Source organism: Bacillus sp. H1a, assembly GCF_000633475.1.
GTDB classification, from domain to species: Bacteria; Bacillota; Bacilli; order Bacillales; family Bacillaceae_G; genus Bacillus_A; species Bacillus_A paramycoides.
This window is the reverse complement of record NZ_AYMH01000003.1, coordinates 37,049-55,544: the sequence shown is the minus strand read 5'-3', so window position 1 is coordinate 55,544 and position 18,496 is coordinate 37,049. Positions and strand designations below refer to the sequence as shown.

The window sequence follows — 18,496 nt, the reverse complement described above, 5'->3', positions numbered from 1 at the left end:
AGGAGGAAGCGATATGGATGGTTTCCAATTATCAATGATTCAAAAGGCTATTCACCGTACGTATGATGAGCTCGGAAAAGAAGTGGATAGTCACGGCGTAATTGCGGATGAAATACAAAAAGCGCAGGAAGAGTATTTATCGGCACTGTCACATGAAACAGCGATTGATATAAGGTATTTAAAGTCATTAATATAGAAAAAAATTTTCCTTTTTCGAAAGGAAATTTTTTTCGTGTATTTTTATGTATCACAACAGGGGAAAAGCAACTGCGCACGTATGAGTAGCAGTTGCTATATCTTTTTATAGAAAAACTTTTTGGTTGGAGGCTAAGGATGTTTACTGAGAAGAGGTTACCATTTGAAGTAGGAAAACAAGATAATTTTTATGATAAGTTGAATGAGTGGATTGGAGATGTGTTTTACGACATCCTTCCGGAAAAAGGCTTCGAAGAACGTGATGAGCAAATTTTTATGGCGTTTCAGTTAGAACGTGCTTTCCAAGAGAAGAAAGTTATGTTTGCAGAGGCGGGAGTAGGAACAGGGAAAACAATTGTATATCTTCTATATGCAATTTGTTACGCGCGTTATACTGGAAAACCGGCTATTATCGCTTGCGCAGATGAAACGTTAATTGAGCAGCTTGTGAAAGAAGAAGGAGACATTGCTAAGTTATCTGAAGCATTAGGACTATCTGTTGATGTTAGACTTGCGAAATCAATGGATAATTATTTATGTTTACGTAAGCTTGAAGATGTTATGAGTGGACGAGCTCCAGAAGTAATTGAAGATGTATATTACGAATTACCTCAGTTCGTATTCGATCATGGTACGATGCAAAACTTTACTCACTATGGTGATCGAAAAGAATTTCCACTATTAAATGACGAGGAATGGTCAAAAGTAAACTGGGATTACTTCCAAGATTGCTTCACTTGTGATTCTCGTCATCGTTGTGGTCAAACACTTTCTCGTGAACATTATCGTAAAGCTGCAGATCTAATTATTTGTTCTCAAGACTTCTATATGGATCATATTTGGACGTATGATGCTCGTAAACGTGAAGGGCAAATTCCGTTATTACCTGAAAGTAGCTGTGTTGTATTCGATGAAGGACATCTTGTGGAGTATGCAGCGCAAAAAGCTTTAACATATCGTTTAAAGCAAACAATGATGGAACAACTTTTAACGAGATTGTTACAAAACGATATTCGTGAAGAGTTTGCACATTTAATAGAAGAAACAATTTGGCAAACTGAACGATTCTTTGAGGTACTACAAGAGAATAAAAAGGAAATTGAAGGTTCTGATCGTTTAGAAATTACTGTAACGGAAAAGGTAACTGCTGAAGCGAATAGACTTTATGCAAAAATCGGTGAGGTTGGTGACGCATTAGTATTTGAAAGTGAAATGCATACAGTAAACACATACGATTTAAATATCGTTGATGAGCATTTAGATGTGTTAGAGCACTCACTTCGTCTTTTTATGCACGAGAAAAATGTAATTACGTGGGGTGAAGAAGGTGATGGTGCCTTCACGTTAGTTATTATGCCGCGTGCAGTTGAAGAAGTGTTACAAGAAAAAGTATTCTCGAAAAAGATTCCGTATATTTTCTCTTCTGCGACATTATCGGACAACGATTCGTTCGCATTTACTGCAAATAGTCTAGGGGTAAAAGATTACTTATCATTCTCAGTTGCTTCGCCGTTTGATTATGAAGAGCAAATGACAGTAAACTTACTTCCGTGTGCGGAAGTAAATGAATGGGAAAGAAAGTGTCAATATACACTTGAAAATATACAAAAAACAAATGGACGTACACTCGTATTATTCCGTACAACGCAAGAACTTGCAGCGTTTAAAGAATATGTAAGTAAAGAGCAAATGTCAGTTCCGTTCCTATATGAAGGAGATCAAGAAATTAGTCAGCTCGTTTCTCGTTTCCAAAATGAAGAAGAGACTGTACTTTGTGCCGTTCATTTATGGGAAGGTTTAGACATTCCAGGTTCATCATTATCACATGTTATTATTTGGTCATTACCATTCCCTCCAAACGATCCTGTGTTTGAGGCGAAGCGTAAACATGTAAATGATCCATTCTGGGACGTAGATGTGCCTTATATGATTTTACGTCTTCGTCAAGGAATTGGACGTTTAATTCGTACAAGTGAAGATAAAGGTGCTATATCAATCTTCTTATCCGATAAGGAAGATGAGAAAGTGATTGAAGCAGTGAAGAAAGTGCTTCCGGTAGAAGGAAAAGTACTATAAGTGAAAAAATATTTGTTATAGGAAAAAGCTTGGCGCTTGCCAAGCTTTTTTTCTATTAGAAAAGGAATTTATGTTTTAATGTCGAAATAATTTTGAGGTAGAAAAAGGAGGTTTTTTATACTATGACAGTTGCTACACATGAAGTAGAAAAACAATTTTTAGCATATGTGAAGAAGATAGAGAATTATGGGGAAGCATTAAGTTTAATGTTTTGGGATTTAAGAACAGGTGCACCAAAGCAAGGTGTAGACCAGCGTTCAGAAGTAATTGGAATGCTTTCATCCGAAGTGTTTGTAATGTCAACTTCAGATGAGATGGGGAACTATTTAACTGAACTAGAATCATTAATTGCTGAAAATAAACTTTCTGAAACGACAAAGAAAATGGTTGAAGAGTGTCGTAAAGAATATGATAGAAATAAGAAAATTCCACAAGCGGAATATGAAGAGTATGTGAAATTAGAAGCGAAAGCGGAAAGTGTATGGGAAGAAGCTCGCGAAAAATCTGACTTCGAAATGTTCCGTCCGTATTTAGAAAAAATTGTTGAATTCAAAAAGAAGTTTATTACATATTGGGGTTACGAAACGTATAAATATAATACACTATTAGACATGTATGAGCCGGGAATCACAGTAGAAGTATTAGATCATGTATTTGGTCAATTGCGTGAACGGATCGTTCCGCTTGTAAAAGAAATTTCTGAGTCTAAAAAAGAACTGAAAACAAATTCTTTATCCGAACATTTTTCAAAAAAACAACAAAAGAACTTTACTTTAGAGTTATTGAAACAGTTGAATTATAACTTTGAAGCGGGTCGTCTTGATGAAACGGTACATCCTTTTGAAATTACATTAAATAGAGGAGATGTTCGTATTACGACTCGCTATGATGAGAAAGACTTCCGTATGGCTGTTTTCGGCACGATTCATGAATGTGGTCATGCTGTATATGAACAAAACATTGCAGAGGAATTAGAAGGTACACCGCTTTGCAGTGGAACATCTATGGGTATTCACGAATCACAATCGTTATTCTTTGAAAACTTTATCGGTCGTAATAAATCATTCTGGAAGAAAAATTATGATTTATTAAAAAAATATAGCGATGGTCAATTTGATGATATATCAGTGGATGAGTTTTATGATGCGATTAACGAATCGAAGCCGTCATTCATTCGTATAGAAGCAGATGAGCTTACATATCCGCTTCACGTTATGGTTCGCTATGAGCTGGAGAAAGAATTATTTGATGGCACACTGCAAGTAAAGGAGTTACCAGCAGCATGGAATGATAAGATGGAAACGTATTTAGGAATTTGTCCGGAAAACGATGCGCAAGGTGTATTACAAGACGTTCACTGGGCTGGTGGCTCCTTTGGATACTTCCCATCTTATGCGCTTGGTTATATGTATGCAGCGCAATTTAAACAGAGGATGTTAAAAGATATTCCGAACTTTGATGCATTATTAGAAGATGGAAACGTGACACCAATTCGTGAATGGTTAACAGAGAATATTCACCAATATGGTAAAACGAAGAAGCCACTTGAAATTTTAGAAGATGTGACTGGTGAAGGTTTAAATGCAAACTACTTAGCTGATTATTTAGAAGCGAAGTATAAAGAAATTTATGAGTTGTAAAAAAAGAGCTGCTTAATTGCAGCTTTTTTTTTGAAAGGGGAGCGTAGTGATGGGATATGATTTTACAGTAATGACGCAAAAGGAAGCAGAAGAAATTGCACACAACTGGCATTATGAAGGGGAGTATTCTTTTTATAATATGGAGGCAGATCAAGAAGATTTAGCTGAGTTTTTAAATGGTGAGATGAGGGGAGATCATACATTTTCGGTGAAGGGAAACGATACCACAATTGGTTTCTTTAGCTTTTGTAAAATAAATAATCGAACGGTTGATATGGGACTTGGAATGAGACCTGATATAACTGGCAATGGATTGGGTTTAAAGTTCGTAAACGCTGGACTAGATTTTAGTAAAGAAAAATACGGCTGCAATTATATAGCATTATCAGTAGCGACATTTAATGAAAGAGCAATTAAAGTATATAAAAGGGCAGGATTTGAAGCAGTTGGGACGTTTATTCAGAAAACAAATGGCAGTTGTTTTGAGTTTTTGAAAATGAACTATCTATGTAAAAATGATTAAAAAACAGAAGGAACTCTTCTGTTTTTTATTTTGGTGTTAAAAGTAGAAATAAATGATGTTTGTTTTTATACTTGGTGTAATTTGAAGTTTTGAAATTTTGGAAGAGGGTGTGTATGATTGAACTTAAGTAGCAAATAGCAAGTTTAGCAAGGAGAGATAACATGATTACAATTAAAACGAAAAATGAAATAGATTTGATGCATGAATCTGGGAAGTTACTTGCTTCATGTCATAGAGAAATTGCCAAAATGATGAAACCAGGTATAACTACAGAAGAAATTGATACGTTTGTAGAAATGTATTTAAAAAAGCATGGTGCAATATCTGAACAGAAAGGTTACAACGGCTATCCGTACGCGATATGTGCGTCTGTAAACGATGAAATGTGTCACGGATTTCCTAGTGATGTACTTTTACAGGAAGGAGATATTGTAACAATTGATATGGTAGTAAACTTAAATGGCGCTCTCTCAGATTCTGCATGGACGTATATAATAGGGGATATTTCTGATGAAGCAAAAAGGCTATTGTTAGTAGCTGAGGGTGCTTTGTATAAAGGAATTGATCAGGCGGTAATCGGTAATCATGTAGGAGATATTGGCTATGCAATTGAAGGTTATGTAGCTGCGGAAGGTTTTTCTGTTGCAAGAGATTTTACGGGACATGGGATTGGTAAAGAGATTCATGAAGAACCAGCAATTTTTCATTTTGGGAAGACAGGACAAGGACCAGAATTACAAGAAGGAATGGTAATTACAATTGAACCGATTGTAAATGTTGGTATGCGATATTCTAAAGTAGATTTAAACGGATGGACTGCACGAACGATGGATGGGAAATTATCTGCTCAATATGAGCATACAATTGTAATTACAAAAGATGGGCCAGTCATCTTAACGGCGCAGTAATAAGAAATGTAAGAGTTTACAAAACTCGAACAAAAATGGTATTTTTATAAAATTCGTACGTGTTTTTTTGATAAATACTTTTCAAAGTATAAAAAGTGCGTTATAATCCTTCTATAAAATAAATAGTTAGCTACACTCATATAATCGCGGGGATATGGCCTGCAAGTTTCTACCGAAGTACCGTAAATACTTTGACTATGAGTGAGGACGAATATATTTGCTTGTTTAGCATTCTTTTTTGCAAAACTCCAAAAGCACGTCTCTCACTTGTAACGAGTGGTGGCGGCTTTTGGAGTTTTTTTATTGCATAAGAGGGGGAACAAACATGAAAGTATTACAAGAAAAGATTTTGAACGAAGGAAAGGTTTTATCTGGTGATGTATTAAAGGTAGATGCATTTTTAAATCATCAAATTGATCCAGTACTTATGCAAGAAATCGGAAAAGAATTTGCTAAACGTTTTAAAGAAGATAACATTACAAAAATCGTGACGATTGAATCTTCTGGCATTGCACCAGCAGTTATGGCTGCTTTAGAGCTTGGTGTAAAAGTGATTTTTGCAAGAAAGCGTAAATCGTTAACGTTACAAGATAATATGTATGTTGCGAAAGTATACTCATTTACAAAACAAGAAACGAACGAAATTTCATTATCTCGAAATCATATCGATGAAAATGATCGCGTGTTAATCATTGATGACTTTTTAGCAAACGGTCAGGCTGCTTTAGGTTTGATGAGCTTAGTAGAGCAAGCTGGGGCAAGTATTGCGGGAATTGGAATTGTTATTGAAAAAGCATTTCAAGATGGAGGAAAGAAACTGCGTGAACAGGGTGTTCGTGTTGAATCACTAGCAGAAATTGCATCACTTGATAACGGCACAGTTACATTTGTACAGCAAGAAACTGCGGAGGTGAACTAACAATGAAGCAGCACCCATTTAAAATCGCATCGCTTGGTATTCAGCACATGCTTGCCATGTATGCTGGCGCAATTATTGTTCCGCTTATTGTCGGCGGGGGACTTGGTTTAAATCAACAAGAATTAACGTATTTAGTATCAATTGATTTATTAATGTGCGGCGTTGCAACGATTTTACAAGCACTATCAAATCGCTTTTTCGGTATCGGCCTTCCGGTTGTACTTGGTTGTACGTTTACAGCTGTTGGACCGATGATTGCAATTGGTAAACAATACGGTGTGTCCTCTATATATGGAGCAATTATTGCTGCGGGATTATTTGTTGTTATTTTTGCGAAATTATTTGGGAAGCTTGTAAAACTCTTTCCTCCTGTTGTAACAGGATCTGTCGTTACAGTCATTGGGGTTACACTTGTTCCAGCAGCTATTAATGATATGGCTGGAGGAGTAGGAAGTAAAGATTTTGGAAGTCTTGAAAATTTAGCACTAGCATTTGGGGTGTTATTATTTATCATCATTATGTATCGTTTCTTTGACGGATTTATCCGTTCAATCTCTATATTACTGGGTCTTTTGTTCGGTACAATCGTTGCAGCATTTATGGGGAAAGTAAGCTTGCAAGCGGTTGGAGAAGCGGATTGGTTCCACGGTATTCAGCCATTTTACTTCGGTACACCAACGTTTGAATTAACACCAATTATTACGATGATTCTCGTTGCTTGCGTAGGGATTGTGGAAGCAACAGGTGTATATTTTGCATTATCTGATATTTGCAATAAAAAGATTGGTGAAAAAGAATTAACAAAAGGTTATCGTGCAGAAGGATTAGCAATGATATTAGGCGGTATTTTCAACGCTTTTCCGTATACAACATACTCTCAAAACGTAGGTCTTGTTCAATTAACTGGAGTAAGAAATCGCGTTATTATTTATACTTGTGGTGGTATGTTAATCGCTCTTGGATTTATTCCTAAAATCGCAGCAATTACAACAATTATTCCGAAATCAGTACTTGGCGGTGCGATGTTAGCAATGTTCGGCATGGTAATGGCTTATGGCATTAAAATGTTAAGTAGTGTTGATTTTGGAAAACAAGAAAATTTATTAATTGTTGCATGTTCTGTCGGAATCGGGCTTGGTGTTACAGTTGTTCCAACGCTATTCTCGCAGCTGCCTGAAAGCATTCGTATTTTAACGGATAACGGAATTGTACTAGGAAGTGCATCAGCAGTTCTATTAAATATCGTATTTAATATGGTGCCGCAGCGCAAAGTGAAAGTAAAAGAAGAGCCAGTCCCGATGCAAAGTGCGGTAAGAGAAGCATAAAAAAGCAAGGTCTCATTATGAGACCTTGCTTTTCTTTTTAAGTGGCATCATCTTTCCGTACGTACCTAAGCGCCATATATATTCAAGTGGCCCGTATTGGTAACGAGAAAGCCAACAATGGCTAACAAAGATTTGTAATGTGTAGAACCCGATGCAAAATAGTGGTCCAACCCATAATGGGGCAGGATAATAATTTTTCAAAATTAAGCCGAATACAATTAACGTAATAATTGTATGTGAAATATAGTTTGTTAATGCCATTCGTCCGACATATTGGAACGGGCGTAATATCTTTTGCCATCTTTCTTTTTGTAACAAACGCATCAGTGTGAAAATGTAGAAGATAAATAATGTTTTTCCGCTAAACATTGTAAAGGCTTGCATATAAAATGGTTCATAAGATGATTTTGATAAGAAGTAACGGACCATGAAGAACCACATTGGTAATGTCAAAATGAACATAATGATTTGCCACTTTTTAAGTTTTGGATCTAACTCTTTCGTGCGGCGGAAAATATCTTTTTTGCCAGCGTATAAACCAAGTAAAAATAGCCCAACTGTTTCTGGGAGCATGAATACATTTAGTCCAATTCCTTCAGAATAAAATGCATGGAAACGATTTTGTATTTGTGACATCCAATCTTCAAGTGGCATGATCGGTAAGGAAAATCCTAACTCTGCCTTTGGTACTAAGGCAACCACTATACTAGCGATTAGCATGAAAAATTGAAAAACACTTAGTAAAACTAAAGCCCATATTAAAATAGTACGAGGCTCTCTCTTATAAAATAAGAATAAGAAAAATCCAGCGATGGCATAACTATGTAGGATGTCTCCGTCCCATAAAAGAACGTAATGCAAGAAACCAAATAGTAATAAAATGAGCAGGCGGCGAACAAATAAAGTTTTCGGACGATCTGTTTTCGCCTCAGCACGATTCATAAAGATATAGAAACCTAATCCGAATAAAAATGAAAAAATAGTATAAAACTTCGTTTGAATAAACATGTCATAAAATAAGCGAATATAGCTGTCTAGTCCCTCGTAAACGCCTGAAATTTCTCGAGAGTCAACACCAGCGATAACTGGCCAGTTAACAAGAAAAATACCAAGTACAGCTATGCCTCTAATAATATCGATGGAGTGTATCCTATCGCCTTGTGAAAGATTTTGTGTCATTATTTTCCTCCTTGATAAGTAATTCCCTTTTATTATACAAAATGTAAGATAGCGGAGCTAGGGGAGATTTCCAATTTTTAAAACTGTTAAGATGTGTATTATGAGATATAATAAGAGTGCACAACAAGTTTTAAACTTCTTTAAAACAGGCAGTAAAGCTCCTTTTCCCGAAGGAGCTTTCTTTTTTAGAAAATTGTTGATAATGATTCTCTTTAATGATAAAATATATTCAAAAGTGATAATCATTATCAAAAAAAGGTTGGTGTGTTAATATGGTATATGCACTTGTTGCAGGAACGGTTGCTATATATATTGGTGTTACAAAGTATGTATTAAATGGAGTAGGAACAACAAAATGAACGATATGACATAAAATCCCTTTCATTTGTAAAAAGAATGAAAGGGATTTTTTATTTTTGATGAGAATATGCTGAAAATTTAGTATGATAATAAAGTGAAACTTTAATCAGTGAGGAGGTTCATCTCCTGCTGATTTATAGCCCGCATCAATTGGGTTTTTACTGCCCATAAATAGTGGGATAAGGTATATACATCTTGGATAAAGGGGAACAAGGGGATGACAAACATAGTACAGACAAACGGTATGAAAAAACTTGTTTGTTTTTATGAAGAGTGGCAAAAACACGGCGATACGGAAAATAGTTTGAAATTGTTTGAGGTGATTCAAAAATATAAACAAGAACAGCTTATGATAGCTTTCTGTGGTCATTTTTCTGCGGGAAAATCGACAATGATGAATCACCTATATAAAGCGCAATTATTACCGACAAGCCCGATTCCAACGAGTGCTAACGTCGTTAAAATTGAAAGAGGATCTGATCGCGTTGTTGTAACGATTAAGTCTGGAGAACAGTATGAATATGACGGTGCATATTCAGCAGAAGAATTAAAACAAATTTGTAAAGATGGTGATGAAGTAATTGGTGTTCATATTTATCGAAATGATGCGCCAATTCCTGATGGGGTTATGCTAGTTGATACACCAGGAATTGATTCTACGGATGATGCCCACCAATTAGCAACAGAATCAACTTTGCATCTTGCAGACGTTATTTTTTACATGATGGATTATAATCATGTCCAATCAGAAGTGAACTTACAGTTTGTTAAAGAATTGAAACAACGTAATAAAACGGTTTATCTCGTTGTAAACCAAATAGATAAACATAAAGAAAATGAACTATCATTTGAAGATTATAGAGATAGTGTAAAACAATCCTTTTCTAACTGGGATATTGAAGTGGATGGTATTTTTTATACATCATTGCGAATGATGAATCATCCATACAATGAGATTCAAAGTTTAGAGACATTAATCTCTTCTATTATGAAAGAAAAAGAGCAGTATGTAAGAAAGGGAATGGAGCGAGAAACAGAACATTTACTGCAAGAACATTGCTCGTTCATTCTTTCTGAAAATGAAAAACATCTCATGAAATATGAAGAAGAGTTAACATCACCACTGTCACTTTCAGAGATAGTTGAAAGAAAGGAAGAGTTAACTGAAAATAAACATCGCGCGGCTAGTAAAGAATCTGATGTGAGAAATGAATTTATAAAAGGTTTACAAGCTATATTAGATAACGCGTATTTAATGCCATTTGAAATGAGAGAGCTGGCGAATGAGTATTTAGAAACGAAATTAACGAAGTTTAAAGTTGGTTTGTTATTTGCAAAAGGAAAGACGGAGCAAGAAAAACAGAGACGTGTAGATGCTTTTTATTCTGCTTTGCAAAAGACTGTTGAAACGCAACTTGATTTTCATGTGAAAGAATTTATTGTAGCCTTCTTAAAAGAAGAAGGGTTATTTACAGAGGAAATCGTGAAAGACATATATGCTTTAGAAATTGCTTTCGGACCAGAAGTGTTGGCTGAAACAATTAAACAAGGGGCTGGGTTTACAGGCGATTACTTACTTCTTTATACTGCTGATGTTGCAAATGAGTTGAAGAAAAGATACTTTATGAAATCTCAGCAAATTTTTGAAAAAAGTACGGGTGCACTGCAGAAGAAAGTGAAGATAGAGATTGCTCGTATTGAAGAAGAAATTGAAAAATACACGATGTTACAAACGGCGAAAGAAACGAAATTACAATACATTAAGACGTATGAGAAATATGAGGGCTATTTACAAGATGTTTGGTATGAACGTGTTTCTACACCAGATGGATTGCGAATAGACGAAATATTACAAAGTGAAAAACAAATCGTTAGTGAGAAATTCACACTACAAGAGCAAGAAAACGTAAATGATAACGTAACGGTTAGTGGGGAAGAGATTAAAGGAACGGCAACATTAAATATCCAGCGCATACTAGAAAAAGTGAAGAAGGCTGAAACAATATTAGATCCATTGCCGACACTTAAACATTTACAGCAAGAAGTAGTTAGTAAAAGACAGCGCGTGGAAACGAAGCAATTTACAGTAGCGTTATTTGGAGCTTTTAGTGCAGGGAAATCATCATTTGCCAATGCGTTACTTGGTGAAAAGGTACTTCCAGTATCACCAAATCCAACGACAGCAACAATTAATCAAATTTTGCCGGTTACAAAAGAAAAGCCGCATGGAACGGTAATTGTTCAGTTTAAGTCCGAGCAAGCGCTATTAGAAGATATGAAAGCTGTTTATAAAATGTTTCATTATGAAATTGCTACGCTAGAAGAAGCGTTAATGCAAATTGATAAAATTATGAAATACCCTTCACCAAGCGGGAAGCAAAAAGCAACATTTAGCTTTTTACGAGCGGTACAAAAAGGATATGAGGCAGTTGCTACTCATTTAGGGGAACAAGTACAAGTCACGTTAGAAGAGTTCTCTGATTATGTAGCTAATGAAGAAAAATCATGTTTTGTTGAGTATATGGAGCTTTATTACGATTGTGCTTTAACAAGGCAAGGAGTAGCTCTTGTAGATACACCAGGAGCTGATTCTATTAACGCCCGCCATACGGATGTTGCATTCCAGTATATTAAAAATGCGGATGCTATTTTATTTGTAACATACTATAATCATGTTTTCTCTCGTGCAGATCGTGAGTTTTTAATCCAGCTTGGTCGTGTAAAGGATACGTTTGCACTTGATAAAATGTTCTTCCTAATTAATGCAGCCGATTTAGCACAATCTGAAGAAGAACTTGAAATGGTGAAAGGTTATATTGCGGATCAGCTTTTACAATACGGTATTAGAAATCCACGTTTATTTGCAATTTCAAGTTTATGTGCGCTTGAAGAAAAACAAGGGAAAAGTATTGAAAAAGAAAAGTATGGTATTTTACAAAACTCTGGGATTGCTAAGTTTGAAGAATCATTTACGTCCTTTATGATGAGGGATTTAATGCTTGTGTCTGTGCATGCTTTATACGGAGCATTGCAAGGTGCAAATCAGCTTCTTGTAAATATGATAAATGGCGCGAAGCAGGGAAATGATGAGAAGGAGAAGCAAACAAAAAAATATGAAGCAGAGCGTGATCAGCTACTTCATATTATTTCATCATATAGTGTACTTGCTGAAGAGCAAGCAATGCAAAATGAAGTGAAAGAATTGCTTTATTACGTGCAACAACGTCTATTTTTACGTTATAACGATGTGTTTACTGAATTTATTAATCCGGCGTCGCTTCGAACAGATGGGAATGTAAAAGCGCAGTTGCAACAGTGTGTAATGGAATTAGTTTCATTTATTCAACATGATTTATTACAAGAAATGCGTGCGACATCATTACGTCTTGAAAAATGGATAGATGAAGCGATGAAGCGTGCAAGGGATGAAATTGTTGTGAACTGCAAAGTAGAAAATGAATCGATTTCTATGAGTGGAACAGTGGATTATGAATATAAAGTTATTACACATAAAGAGCCGTTTCCTTCAATAGAAATTAAAGATTTCAAAAAGGCATTAGCGCATTTTAAAAATGAGAAAAGCTTTTTTGAAAAAAATGATAAAGCTTTTATGCAAGAAGACGCTAAAGGAGTGCTAGAACCTTTCGTATCAAACTATGTAGCTGATGAAGAAGGATTATTCGTTCATCATTATAAGCAAGAGTGGGATGCAAAATGGAACTTATTCCAAGAAGTGATGCAGCAAGATATTGAGAATTATTATGAAAGTATATTATTCGCTTTAGCTGAAACAATTGACGTAACACTATATGAACAAAGTAAAGAGCAACTACAAAAGCAGTTAGTAGAAATTGAAAAAGAAATTTATATTATATAGTCGTTATGAAAAAAAGATTCGTTCAATTTTCTTTTGTAGTACAGTATCTAGAGATTTTACGAACCCTGCAAATTCATCAGTAGAAATCATATGGGTAAGAACTAATCGTCTGCCGTCTGGTGTTTCACCGCATAAGACGAATGAAGAAAATTCATATGTTTTGTTTTCTACTACTAATTTTGGATAGGAATATGTGTCGCTCTTCTTTTTCTTTCCATCAATGGAGATGACGTTGCATTTTTTCTCATTGTTGTCCATGGTGAATCCCTCCTTTCTATTACTTATGGTAGACAAGGAGGGATTAGAACAATAGGGAAGGGAGAATTTTTATGTCTGTTGTAATAGAGCGTATTTCGAAAGAAGCTATACCGAAATCTTTATTGCTCCTTGCTGATCCAAGTGAACGTCAAATTGATGCATATGTGCAAAGAGGACTTATGTATGTAGCTAAACAAGAGGAAAGAGTTATCGGTGTATATGTGCTTTTGGAAACAAGACCAAAGACAATGGAACTTATGAATATTGCGATTGTAGAACATATGCAAGGAAAAGGTATTGGTAAGAAGTTATTGTTGCATGCAATAGAAACTGCTAAAGAATATAATATGTACAAGCTTGAAGTTGGTACAGGTAATTCTAGCGTTTCACAACTTGCGTTATATCAAAAATGTGGATTTCGGATTTTTTCTATTGATTTTGATTACTTTTCGAAGCATTATGAAGAAGAGATTATTGAAAATGGAATTGTATGTCGTGATATGATTCGGCTTGCAATGGAATTAAACAAATAAGTATAAATTATTTAGGGGGAAAGAGAAGATGGAAGTACATAAAGCAATTACAGCACATTCTCGTAAACAAAATGAAATTGTAAAAATATTTTTGCAATTAGATGCGCAACGTGAAGCAGCAATAGAGGCTGCAATCGCACTTGCATCAAATGGAAAACATTTCTCAGTTGATGCAATAAATATGGTAACAAAGCAAATTAATGACCTTGCAAAACGCGGCGTTGCACCGCAGCGTAAACTTGTTACAGCAGATATGGTTATGGAGTATGTAGATCGCACGCAAGAGAAAGAAGGGCGTTAAGGATGATTGTTACAGTCGAATGGTTGCGTGAGCATTTAGAAGATGAACATGTCCGTATAGTCGATTGTCGTTTTGATTTAGCGAATCCAAATTGGGGTAAAGAGAAGTATGAGGAAGAACATATTCCACATGCATTATATTTTGATTTAAATTTAGATTTATCAAGTCCTGTAATTGAGCATGGTGGTCGTCATCCATTACCAAATGTAGAGCAGTTTGCAGACAAGCTTTCACAAGCTGGGATTGATGAACATACAACAGTGATTGCGTATGATAGTCAAGCTGGTGCAATGGCTTCTCGTTTATGGTGGTTATTAAACTATGTAGGACATGAGAAAGTATATATACTAGATGGCGGGTTTCCTGCTTGGAAAGAGAATGGATTACATACAACAACGGAAATTCCTGTTGTTGCACGAAAAACCTTCAAAGCAAACATACAAGATAATATGCTTGTAACGATGGAAACGGTCAGAGAAAATATTCATGCAGGTGCAGATATTACGTTAATTGATTCTAGAGAGCCAAAACGTTATGCTGGTGTAGAAGAACTCGTTGATTCGAAGGCAGGGCATATTCCGACAGCAGTAAATTATTTTTGGAAAGATGGAATTCTAGAATCAGGACAATTTAAAAATGAGGTTGAGCAACAAGAACGTTTCAAAAATCTTTCGAAAGATAAGGAAACAATTGTATATTGTGGCTCTGGTGTTACAGCATGTCCGAACATAGTTGCATTAAAATTAGCTGGTTTTCAAAATGTTAAATTGTATGCAGGTAGCTGGAGTGATTGGATTTCTTATCCAGAAAATCAAATTGCAAAAGAAGAAGATTAACCACTTGCATGCAAAAATAATTTGTATTAAAATAAGGTCACAAGCAAGAGATTGCTTGAAAAATATTATATTTTACACATTGGAAACAATGTGATAATATAACGACAAGTAAATAATACATCCTGCGGTGTACGTAACTTATTTATGTCTAAAACCGATGTTAGTTATACGGAAGCTCAATATTTAGCGACCATTATCAAGCCTTCCTTGTGGAGGAAGATATACGGTAACTGTGAGGGCATCCACCTGCGAGTAGCGGGTTTTTGGACATTTACGAGGGACGGCACGTGCGGGGGTCTTATTTCAACTAACATTATATAAAATTCCTACGGTGTACGTAGCTTGTGTATGTCTTAAACCAATAAGTATAATACGGAAGTTCAATATTTAAATGTAGATAGCAGGCCATCTTTTTAAGAAGGAAGCTACAAACATTTGTGAGAACATCCACCTGTGAGAGCAGGTTTATGGACATCTATAGATAACGGCATATGTGGGGCTATATAAAAACCTTACGTTTTATACGTAAGGTTTTTTTGTTGAATAAATATGTACATATTATCTCGATTCACCTGTGAAATTTCCATAATAAATATAGCACTTGCGGTCTTCATCAATTTCTCTTGAATCTAGGGTGAATTCCATATGTCTTCCATCTCTTTGGATATATATAATATCTGAATGGAGAGACGGTAAGATCTCTTCATAATTCCATATTTCTTTACTTTCTATTATAATGGAACTCGTTTTCTGTAGTTCTCTAATTTCAAAACCTATGTGGGAGTATGTAGGATCTGAAGGGTCGTTAGAAAAAACTTCTTTTTGAATATATATAACTCCCGTTCCGTCTGGATCTACTGAAGTGGCAGTAACAACGTACGTATTCTCATCTTTTATAAAATATTCACAAGTCATGCGTGCGACGATTTCAGAAATAGAAATGTTTGTATAGTTCCATAAAGCAGGATACCCGTTAGTTTCATCATTGAGTCGATATTCTAATCGCATTTTATCCCTCTTCTTCCTTTTTCTTCTACTTTATCATGGCTTCTTATATAATAGAAATATAATTTAAAAAGGGGAGTGCAAGGGTGACAAAAACGAAATGGCTTGTAGGTAGTGTCTTGACGTCATTAATGACGGGGACTCTATTTGGTTGTGCGCAAGATATTCCGCCCGAACCGAATGATAATAGTTGTTCTGATTGGGATTGGGATGATGAACTTGGTGTTTGGCAGTGTGATGACAGTAGTTCAGGGTATCGTGGGCATTACTTTTATGGTGGTAAATACTATCAAAATAAATCCACTTTCAAAAATTCATCAGAGTTTAAATCTTATCAATCTTCGGCAGAATTTAAAGGTGGTATTGGAAGCGGTTCAAAGGGTGGATTTGGAGGATAAAAGATGTCGCAATACATAAAGAAACGAAAAGGGTTTTATTCAAATTATCCGCATTTTTGGTCGGATTTATATGAGTGTGAGTATAGTTTGTTTCATGTTTTTCCGATAACAGAACAAACTATGAAACAACTACAATTAGCAACTGAACGAATGGGGGAAATATTTTTTAAGACCGCTAGACTTCTACGGAATTTATCCAATGAACAGCTTCTTGAACTTGGTTTTCCATCGGCAAGCTTGCCTTTTATTAGAATGAAGGGTAGGTATCCTGAAGCTGTTATTTCACGATTTGATTTTGCCTTAACAGAAGATAATCGTATTAAAATGCTTGAGTTTAATAGTGATACGCCAACTTTTATTGTGGAATGCTTTCAAATGAATGGGAAAGTTTGCGAACAACTAGACTATGATGATCCGAATACAAATCAAGAGCGTTTACTTTCTTCTGGTATTACAAAAGCCGTAATGGAAGCTGCAAAAGGAATAAAAAATCCAAATGTCGTTTTTACAGCTCATCATGAACATATAGAAGATTGGAATACGACTATGTATTTGAGTCAACTATGTCATGTTGAAAATAAAGTGATGTCAATGTCAGAGCTTAGAATTACAGGTGATGCTTTAGTGGACGGAGATGGAATGCCAATTGATGTTCTGTATCGCCAAACGTATCCAATTGAAGATTTGATTGAGGATCAAGATCCTGAGACAGGGGATTTAGTAGGAGTAGAACTTTTACAACTTGTAAAGGAAGAGAAGCTTTTTATTATAAATCCTGTATCAGCTTTTTTACTTCAGCCTAAATCCATTCAATGTCTTATTTGGGGATTAGCAGAAGAAGGTGCTTTTTATACAAGAGAGGAACAACAGTGGATTACGGAATATATGCTACCTACATATTTAGAACCAAATTTGTTTTTAGGGAAAGATTCTTTCGTTCAAAAGCCATCGTTCGGTAGGGAGGGTGACACGATTACTATTCGTGATAAGGATACAAACATTATGATTCGAAATGTACATCAAACGTATAAATCGTCACTTCCTATATTTCAAAAATATATAGATCTTCCAGTTGTATTTTTGGAAACTGAAAAAGGAATTGAAAAATTATCGTATGTGTTTGGGTCATTTTTAATTGCTGGAAAAGCGAGTAGTATCGGTATACGTGCCGGGGAAAAAATTACGGGGAATGAATCGTATTATTTACCGGTAGGTATTAAGAAGGAGGAAAATAAATGATTAATTTTTTACTATACTTAGCAGTATCACTTGTACTTTTATGTATCGGTCTTTTCCTTATGGAAGTGACAACGAAAGTGAAGGAATTTAAGTTAATGGCTCAAGGGAATAAAGCGGTAAGCTACGTACTTGGAGGAAGATTACTTGGTCTTGCTATCGTTTTATATTCAACGGCTGCTAATTCTATTTCACTTCTTGATATGGTGTCATGGGGAGCAGTTGGGATTTTAGCACAAATTGTTGTCTATTATTTAGCGGAATGGCTTACACCACGTTTCAATATTAGTAAGAGTCTGGAAGAAGATAATCAGGCAGTCGGTCTTTTCCTTATGTTTTTATCACTTTCAATTGGAATTGTAATTGCTGGCTGTGTAACATATTAAAAGCCTTACGTTTTAAACGTAAGGTTTTTATTGTTCGCTAATTCTTGAAAAATATGTTCGATTAATTTAAATAGTCGAAGGATGAATGTGATGTATATTACCGTACTACATTAGAATTAGTTGTTGTAATAAGGAAAAGTTTCCATACAAAGTGTTGACATCTATTTTAAATAAGAGTAACATTTTCTATGTAATTAAAATAAGTCTCTGTTAGGTGAGGCTCCTGTATAGAGAAATGCTACTGCCCAAAAATGTCGAGAGACGCCAATGGGTCAACAGGAATGATCGAATTAAGGTTTTTCTTAACGTAGCTGGTAATATACCTATGCTATACAGTGCTAAAGCTCGACGAGGGAGAGGTCCATAGATTTCTAATTATATTAGGAATCGTTTATTTGTGCATGTAATGACCTTTGCTCTCTTATGAGTGGGGTCTTTTTTGTTACCAAGCTATGAGTAATTTCATAGTATAGATTATAACTATAAAATACACGAGGAGGTGAGGAACATGTCAAATTCTGACTCGGTTCCGTTACCCATA

At 35.5% G+C, this 18,496-nt stretch carries 17 protein-coding genes, 2 other RNA genes and 2 riboswitches; of the genes, 16 read left to right on the top strand and 3 right to left on the bottom strand.

Going from position 1 to position 18,496, the window contains the following annotated elements; translation table 11 throughout:
- Window positions 1–13: 13 nt before the first annotated feature.
- The 7 genes from U860_RS0101915 (at window position 14) to pbuX (ending at window position 7,586) form a co-directional block, all read left to right on the top strand.
- Window positions 14–196, top strand: coding sequence for a DUF3921 domain-containing protein (locus tag U860_RS0101915; protein ID WP_025147196.1), 183 nt, complete (start codon window positions 14–16; stop codon window positions 194–196).
- A gap of 137 nt (window positions 197–333) precedes the next feature.
- Window positions 334–2,271 carry an ATP-dependent DNA helicase gene (locus U860_RS0101910; protein WP_025147195.1) on the top strand — a complete coding sequence of 646 codons (1,938 nt, stop codon included), beginning with the start codon at window positions 334–336 and terminating at the stop codon, window positions 2,269–2,271.
- Window positions 2,272–2,393: 122 nt separating this feature from the next.
- On the top strand, window positions 2,394–3,911 hold the full coding sequence (gene ypwA / locus U860_RS0101905) for a carboxypeptidase (RefSeq protein WP_025147194.1): 1,518 nt from the start codon (window positions 2,394–2,396) through the stop codon (window positions 3,909–3,911).
- 49 nt (window positions 3,912–3,960) lie between these two features.
- Window positions 3,961–4,434, top strand: a complete 474-nt coding sequence (locus U860_RS0101900) for a GNAT family protein (protein ID WP_025147193.1) — start codon at window positions 3,961–3,963, stop codon at window positions 4,432–4,434.
- Between the two features lie 161 nt (window positions 4,435–4,595).
- Complete coding sequence (locus U860_RS0101895; RefSeq protein WP_025147192.1) at window positions 4,596–5,342, top strand: type I methionyl aminopeptidase; 747 nt, start codon at window positions 4,596–4,598, stop codon at window positions 5,340–5,342.
- Window positions 5,343–5,458: 116 nt separating this feature from the next.
- Window positions 5,459–5,560, top strand: a riboswitch (purine riboswitch).
- Window positions 5,561–5,667: 107 nt separating this feature from the next.
- The gene (locus tag U860_RS0101890; protein ID WP_002171210.1) at window positions 5,668–6,261 is read left to right on the top strand and encodes a xanthine phosphoribosyltransferase; all 594 of its coding nucleotides are present in this window, start codon (window positions 5,668–5,670) and stop codon (window positions 6,259–6,261) included.
- A gap of 2 nt (window positions 6,262–6,263) precedes the next feature.
- Window positions 6,264–7,586, top strand: coding sequence for a xanthine permease PbuX (gene pbuX, locus U860_RS0101885; protein WP_025147191.1), 1,323 nt, complete (start codon window positions 6,264–6,266; stop codon window positions 7,584–7,586).
- A 15-nt stretch (window positions 7,587–7,601) separates the two neighbouring features.
- Here the strand turns inward: pbuX and U860_RS0101880 are convergent, their stop codons facing one another.
- Window positions 7,602–8,765 carry a DUF418 domain-containing protein gene (locus U860_RS0101880; protein ID WP_025147190.1) on the bottom strand — a complete coding sequence of 388 codons (1,164 nt, stop codon included), beginning with the start codon at window positions 8,763–8,765 and terminating at the stop codon, window positions 7,602–7,604.
- A gap of 577 nt (window positions 8,766–9,342) precedes the next feature.
- Here U860_RS0101880 and U860_RS0101870 point away from each other — a divergent pair.
- On the top strand, window positions 9,343–13,002 hold the full coding sequence (locus tag U860_RS0101870; protein ID WP_025147189.1) for a dynamin family protein: 3,660 nt from the start codon (window positions 9,343–9,345) through the stop codon (window positions 13,000–13,002).
- A 3-nt stretch (window positions 13,003–13,005) separates the two neighbouring features.
- Here the strand turns inward: U860_RS0101870 and U860_RS0101865 are convergent, their stop codons facing one another.
- A complete protein-coding gene (locus U860_RS0101865; RefSeq protein WP_000369740.1) occupies window positions 13,006–13,260 on the bottom strand; it encodes a DUF3931 domain-containing protein in 255 nt (84 codons plus the stop codon).
- Between the two features lie 71 nt (window positions 13,261–13,331).
- On the opposite strand from U860_RS0101865, the gene U860_RS0101860 reads away from it, so the two are divergent.
- From U860_RS0101860 to ssrS (U860_RS32605), 5 genes are all read left to right on the top strand, one after another.
- The gene (locus tag U860_RS0101860; RefSeq protein WP_025147188.1) at window positions 13,332–13,793 is read left to right on the top strand and encodes a GNAT family N-acetyltransferase; all 462 of its coding nucleotides are present in this window, start codon (window positions 13,332–13,334) and stop codon (window positions 13,791–13,793) included.
- 28 nt (window positions 13,794–13,821) lie between these two features.
- Entirely contained in the window at window positions 13,822–14,094 is a 273-nt protein-coding gene (locus U860_RS0101855) for a DUF2533 family protein (RefSeq protein WP_025147187.1), read from the top strand.
- A 2-nt stretch (window positions 14,095–14,096) separates the two neighbouring features.
- Window positions 14,097–14,930, top strand: a complete 834-nt coding sequence (locus U860_RS0101850) for a sulfurtransferase (RefSeq protein ID WP_025147186.1) — start codon at window positions 14,097–14,099, stop codon at window positions 14,928–14,930.
- Window positions 14,931–15,046: 116 nt separating this feature from the next.
- Window positions 15,047–15,229, top strand: a non-coding RNA gene (gene ssrS, locus U860_RS32610) — 6S RNA.
- A 21-nt stretch (window positions 15,230–15,250) separates the two neighbouring features.
- Window positions 15,251–15,434, top strand: a non-coding RNA gene (ssrS, locus tag U860_RS32605) — 6S RNA.
- Window positions 15,435–15,488: 54 nt separating this feature from the next.
- Here ssrS (U860_RS32605) and U860_RS0101845 read toward each other — a convergent pair.
- Window positions 15,489–15,938, bottom strand: coding sequence for a hypothetical protein (locus tag U860_RS0101845; RefSeq protein ID WP_025147185.1), 450 nt, complete (start codon window positions 15,936–15,938; stop codon window positions 15,489–15,491).
- An 83-nt stretch (window positions 15,939–16,021) separates the two neighbouring features.
- Between U860_RS0101845 and U860_RS0101840 the strand changes: the two genes are divergently transcribed.
- The 3 genes from U860_RS0101840 to U860_RS0101830 are packed head-to-tail and all read left to right on the top strand — an operon-like array spanning window position 16,022 to window position 17,955.
- Window positions 16,022–16,333, top strand: coding sequence for a hypothetical protein (locus tag U860_RS0101840; RefSeq protein ID WP_025147184.1), 312 nt, complete (start codon window positions 16,022–16,024; stop codon window positions 16,331–16,333).
- Window positions 16,334–16,336: 3 nt separating this feature from the next.
- Entirely contained in the window at window positions 16,337–17,572 is a 1,236-nt protein-coding gene (locus tag U860_RS0101835) for a glutathionylspermidine synthase family protein (RefSeq protein WP_025147183.1), read from the top strand.
- Complete coding sequence (locus U860_RS0101830; protein WP_025147182.1) at window positions 17,569–17,955, top strand: DUF350 domain-containing protein; 387 nt, start codon at window positions 17,569–17,571, stop codon at window positions 17,953–17,955. Before U860_RS0101835 ends, U860_RS0101830 begins: the two co-directional genes overlap by 4 nt.
- Window positions 17,956–18,154: 199 nt before the next feature.
- A riboswitch (M-box (ykoK) riboswitch) is annotated at window positions 18,155–18,320 on the top strand.
- Window positions 18,321–18,496: the final 176 nt, after the last annotated feature.

What these genes read in the sequence shown, in the direction of transcription:
- U860_RS0101915 (WP_025147196.1), top strand. Translation starts at nt 14, where the DNA reads ATGGATGGTTTCCAATTATCAATGATTCAAAAGGCTATTCACCGTACG.
- U860_RS0101910 (WP_025147195.1), top strand. Translation starts at nt 334, where the DNA reads ATGTTTACTGAGAAGAGGTTACCATTTGAAGTAGGAAAACAAGATAAT.
- ypwA (WP_025147194.1), top strand. Translation starts at nt 2,394, where the DNA reads ATGACAGTTGCTACACATGAAGTAGAAAAACAATTTTTAGCATATGTG.
- U860_RS0101900 (WP_025147193.1), top strand. Translation starts at nt 3,961, where the DNA reads ATGGGATATGATTTTACAGTAATGACGCAAAAGGAAGCAGAAGAAATT.
- U860_RS0101895 (WP_025147192.1), top strand. Translation starts at nt 4,596, where the DNA reads ATGATTACAATTAAAACGAAAAATGAAATAGATTTGATGCATGAATCT.
- U860_RS0101890 (WP_002171210.1), top strand. Translation starts at nt 5,668, where the DNA reads ATGAAAGTATTACAAGAAAAGATTTTGAACGAAGGAAAGGTTTTATCT.
- pbuX (WP_025147191.1), top strand. Translation starts at nt 6,264, where the DNA reads ATGAAGCAGCACCCATTTAAAATCGCATCGCTTGGTATTCAGCACATG.
- U860_RS0101880 (WP_025147190.1), bottom strand. Translation starts at nt 8,765, where the DNA reads ATGACACAAAATCTTTCACAAGGCGATAGGATACACTCCATCGATATT.
- U860_RS0101870 (WP_025147189.1), top strand. Translation starts at nt 9,343, where the DNA reads ATGACAAACATAGTACAGACAAACGGTATGAAAAAACTTGTTTGTTTT.
- U860_RS0101865 (WP_000369740.1), bottom strand. Translation starts at nt 13,260, where the DNA reads ATGGACAACAATGAGAAAAAATGCAACGTCATCTCCATTGATGGAAAG.
- U860_RS0101860 (WP_025147188.1), top strand. Translation starts at nt 13,332, where the DNA reads ATGTCTGTTGTAATAGAGCGTATTTCGAAAGAAGCTATACCGAAATCT.
- U860_RS0101855 (WP_025147187.1), top strand. Translation starts at nt 13,822, where the DNA reads ATGGAAGTACATAAAGCAATTACAGCACATTCTCGTAAACAAAATGAA.
- U860_RS0101850 (WP_025147186.1), top strand. Translation starts at nt 14,097, where the DNA reads ATGATTGTTACAGTCGAATGGTTGCGTGAGCATTTAGAAGATGAACAT.
- U860_RS0101845 (WP_025147185.1), bottom strand. Translation starts at nt 15,938, where the DNA reads ATGCGATTAGAATATCGACTCAATGATGAAACTAACGGGTATCCTGCT.
- U860_RS0101835 (WP_025147183.1), top strand. Translation starts at nt 16,337, where the DNA reads ATGTCGCAATACATAAAGAAACGAAAAGGGTTTTATTCAAATTATCCG.
- U860_RS0101830 (WP_025147182.1), top strand. Translation starts at nt 17,569, where the DNA reads ATGATTAATTTTTTACTATACTTAGCAGTATCACTTGTACTTTTATGT.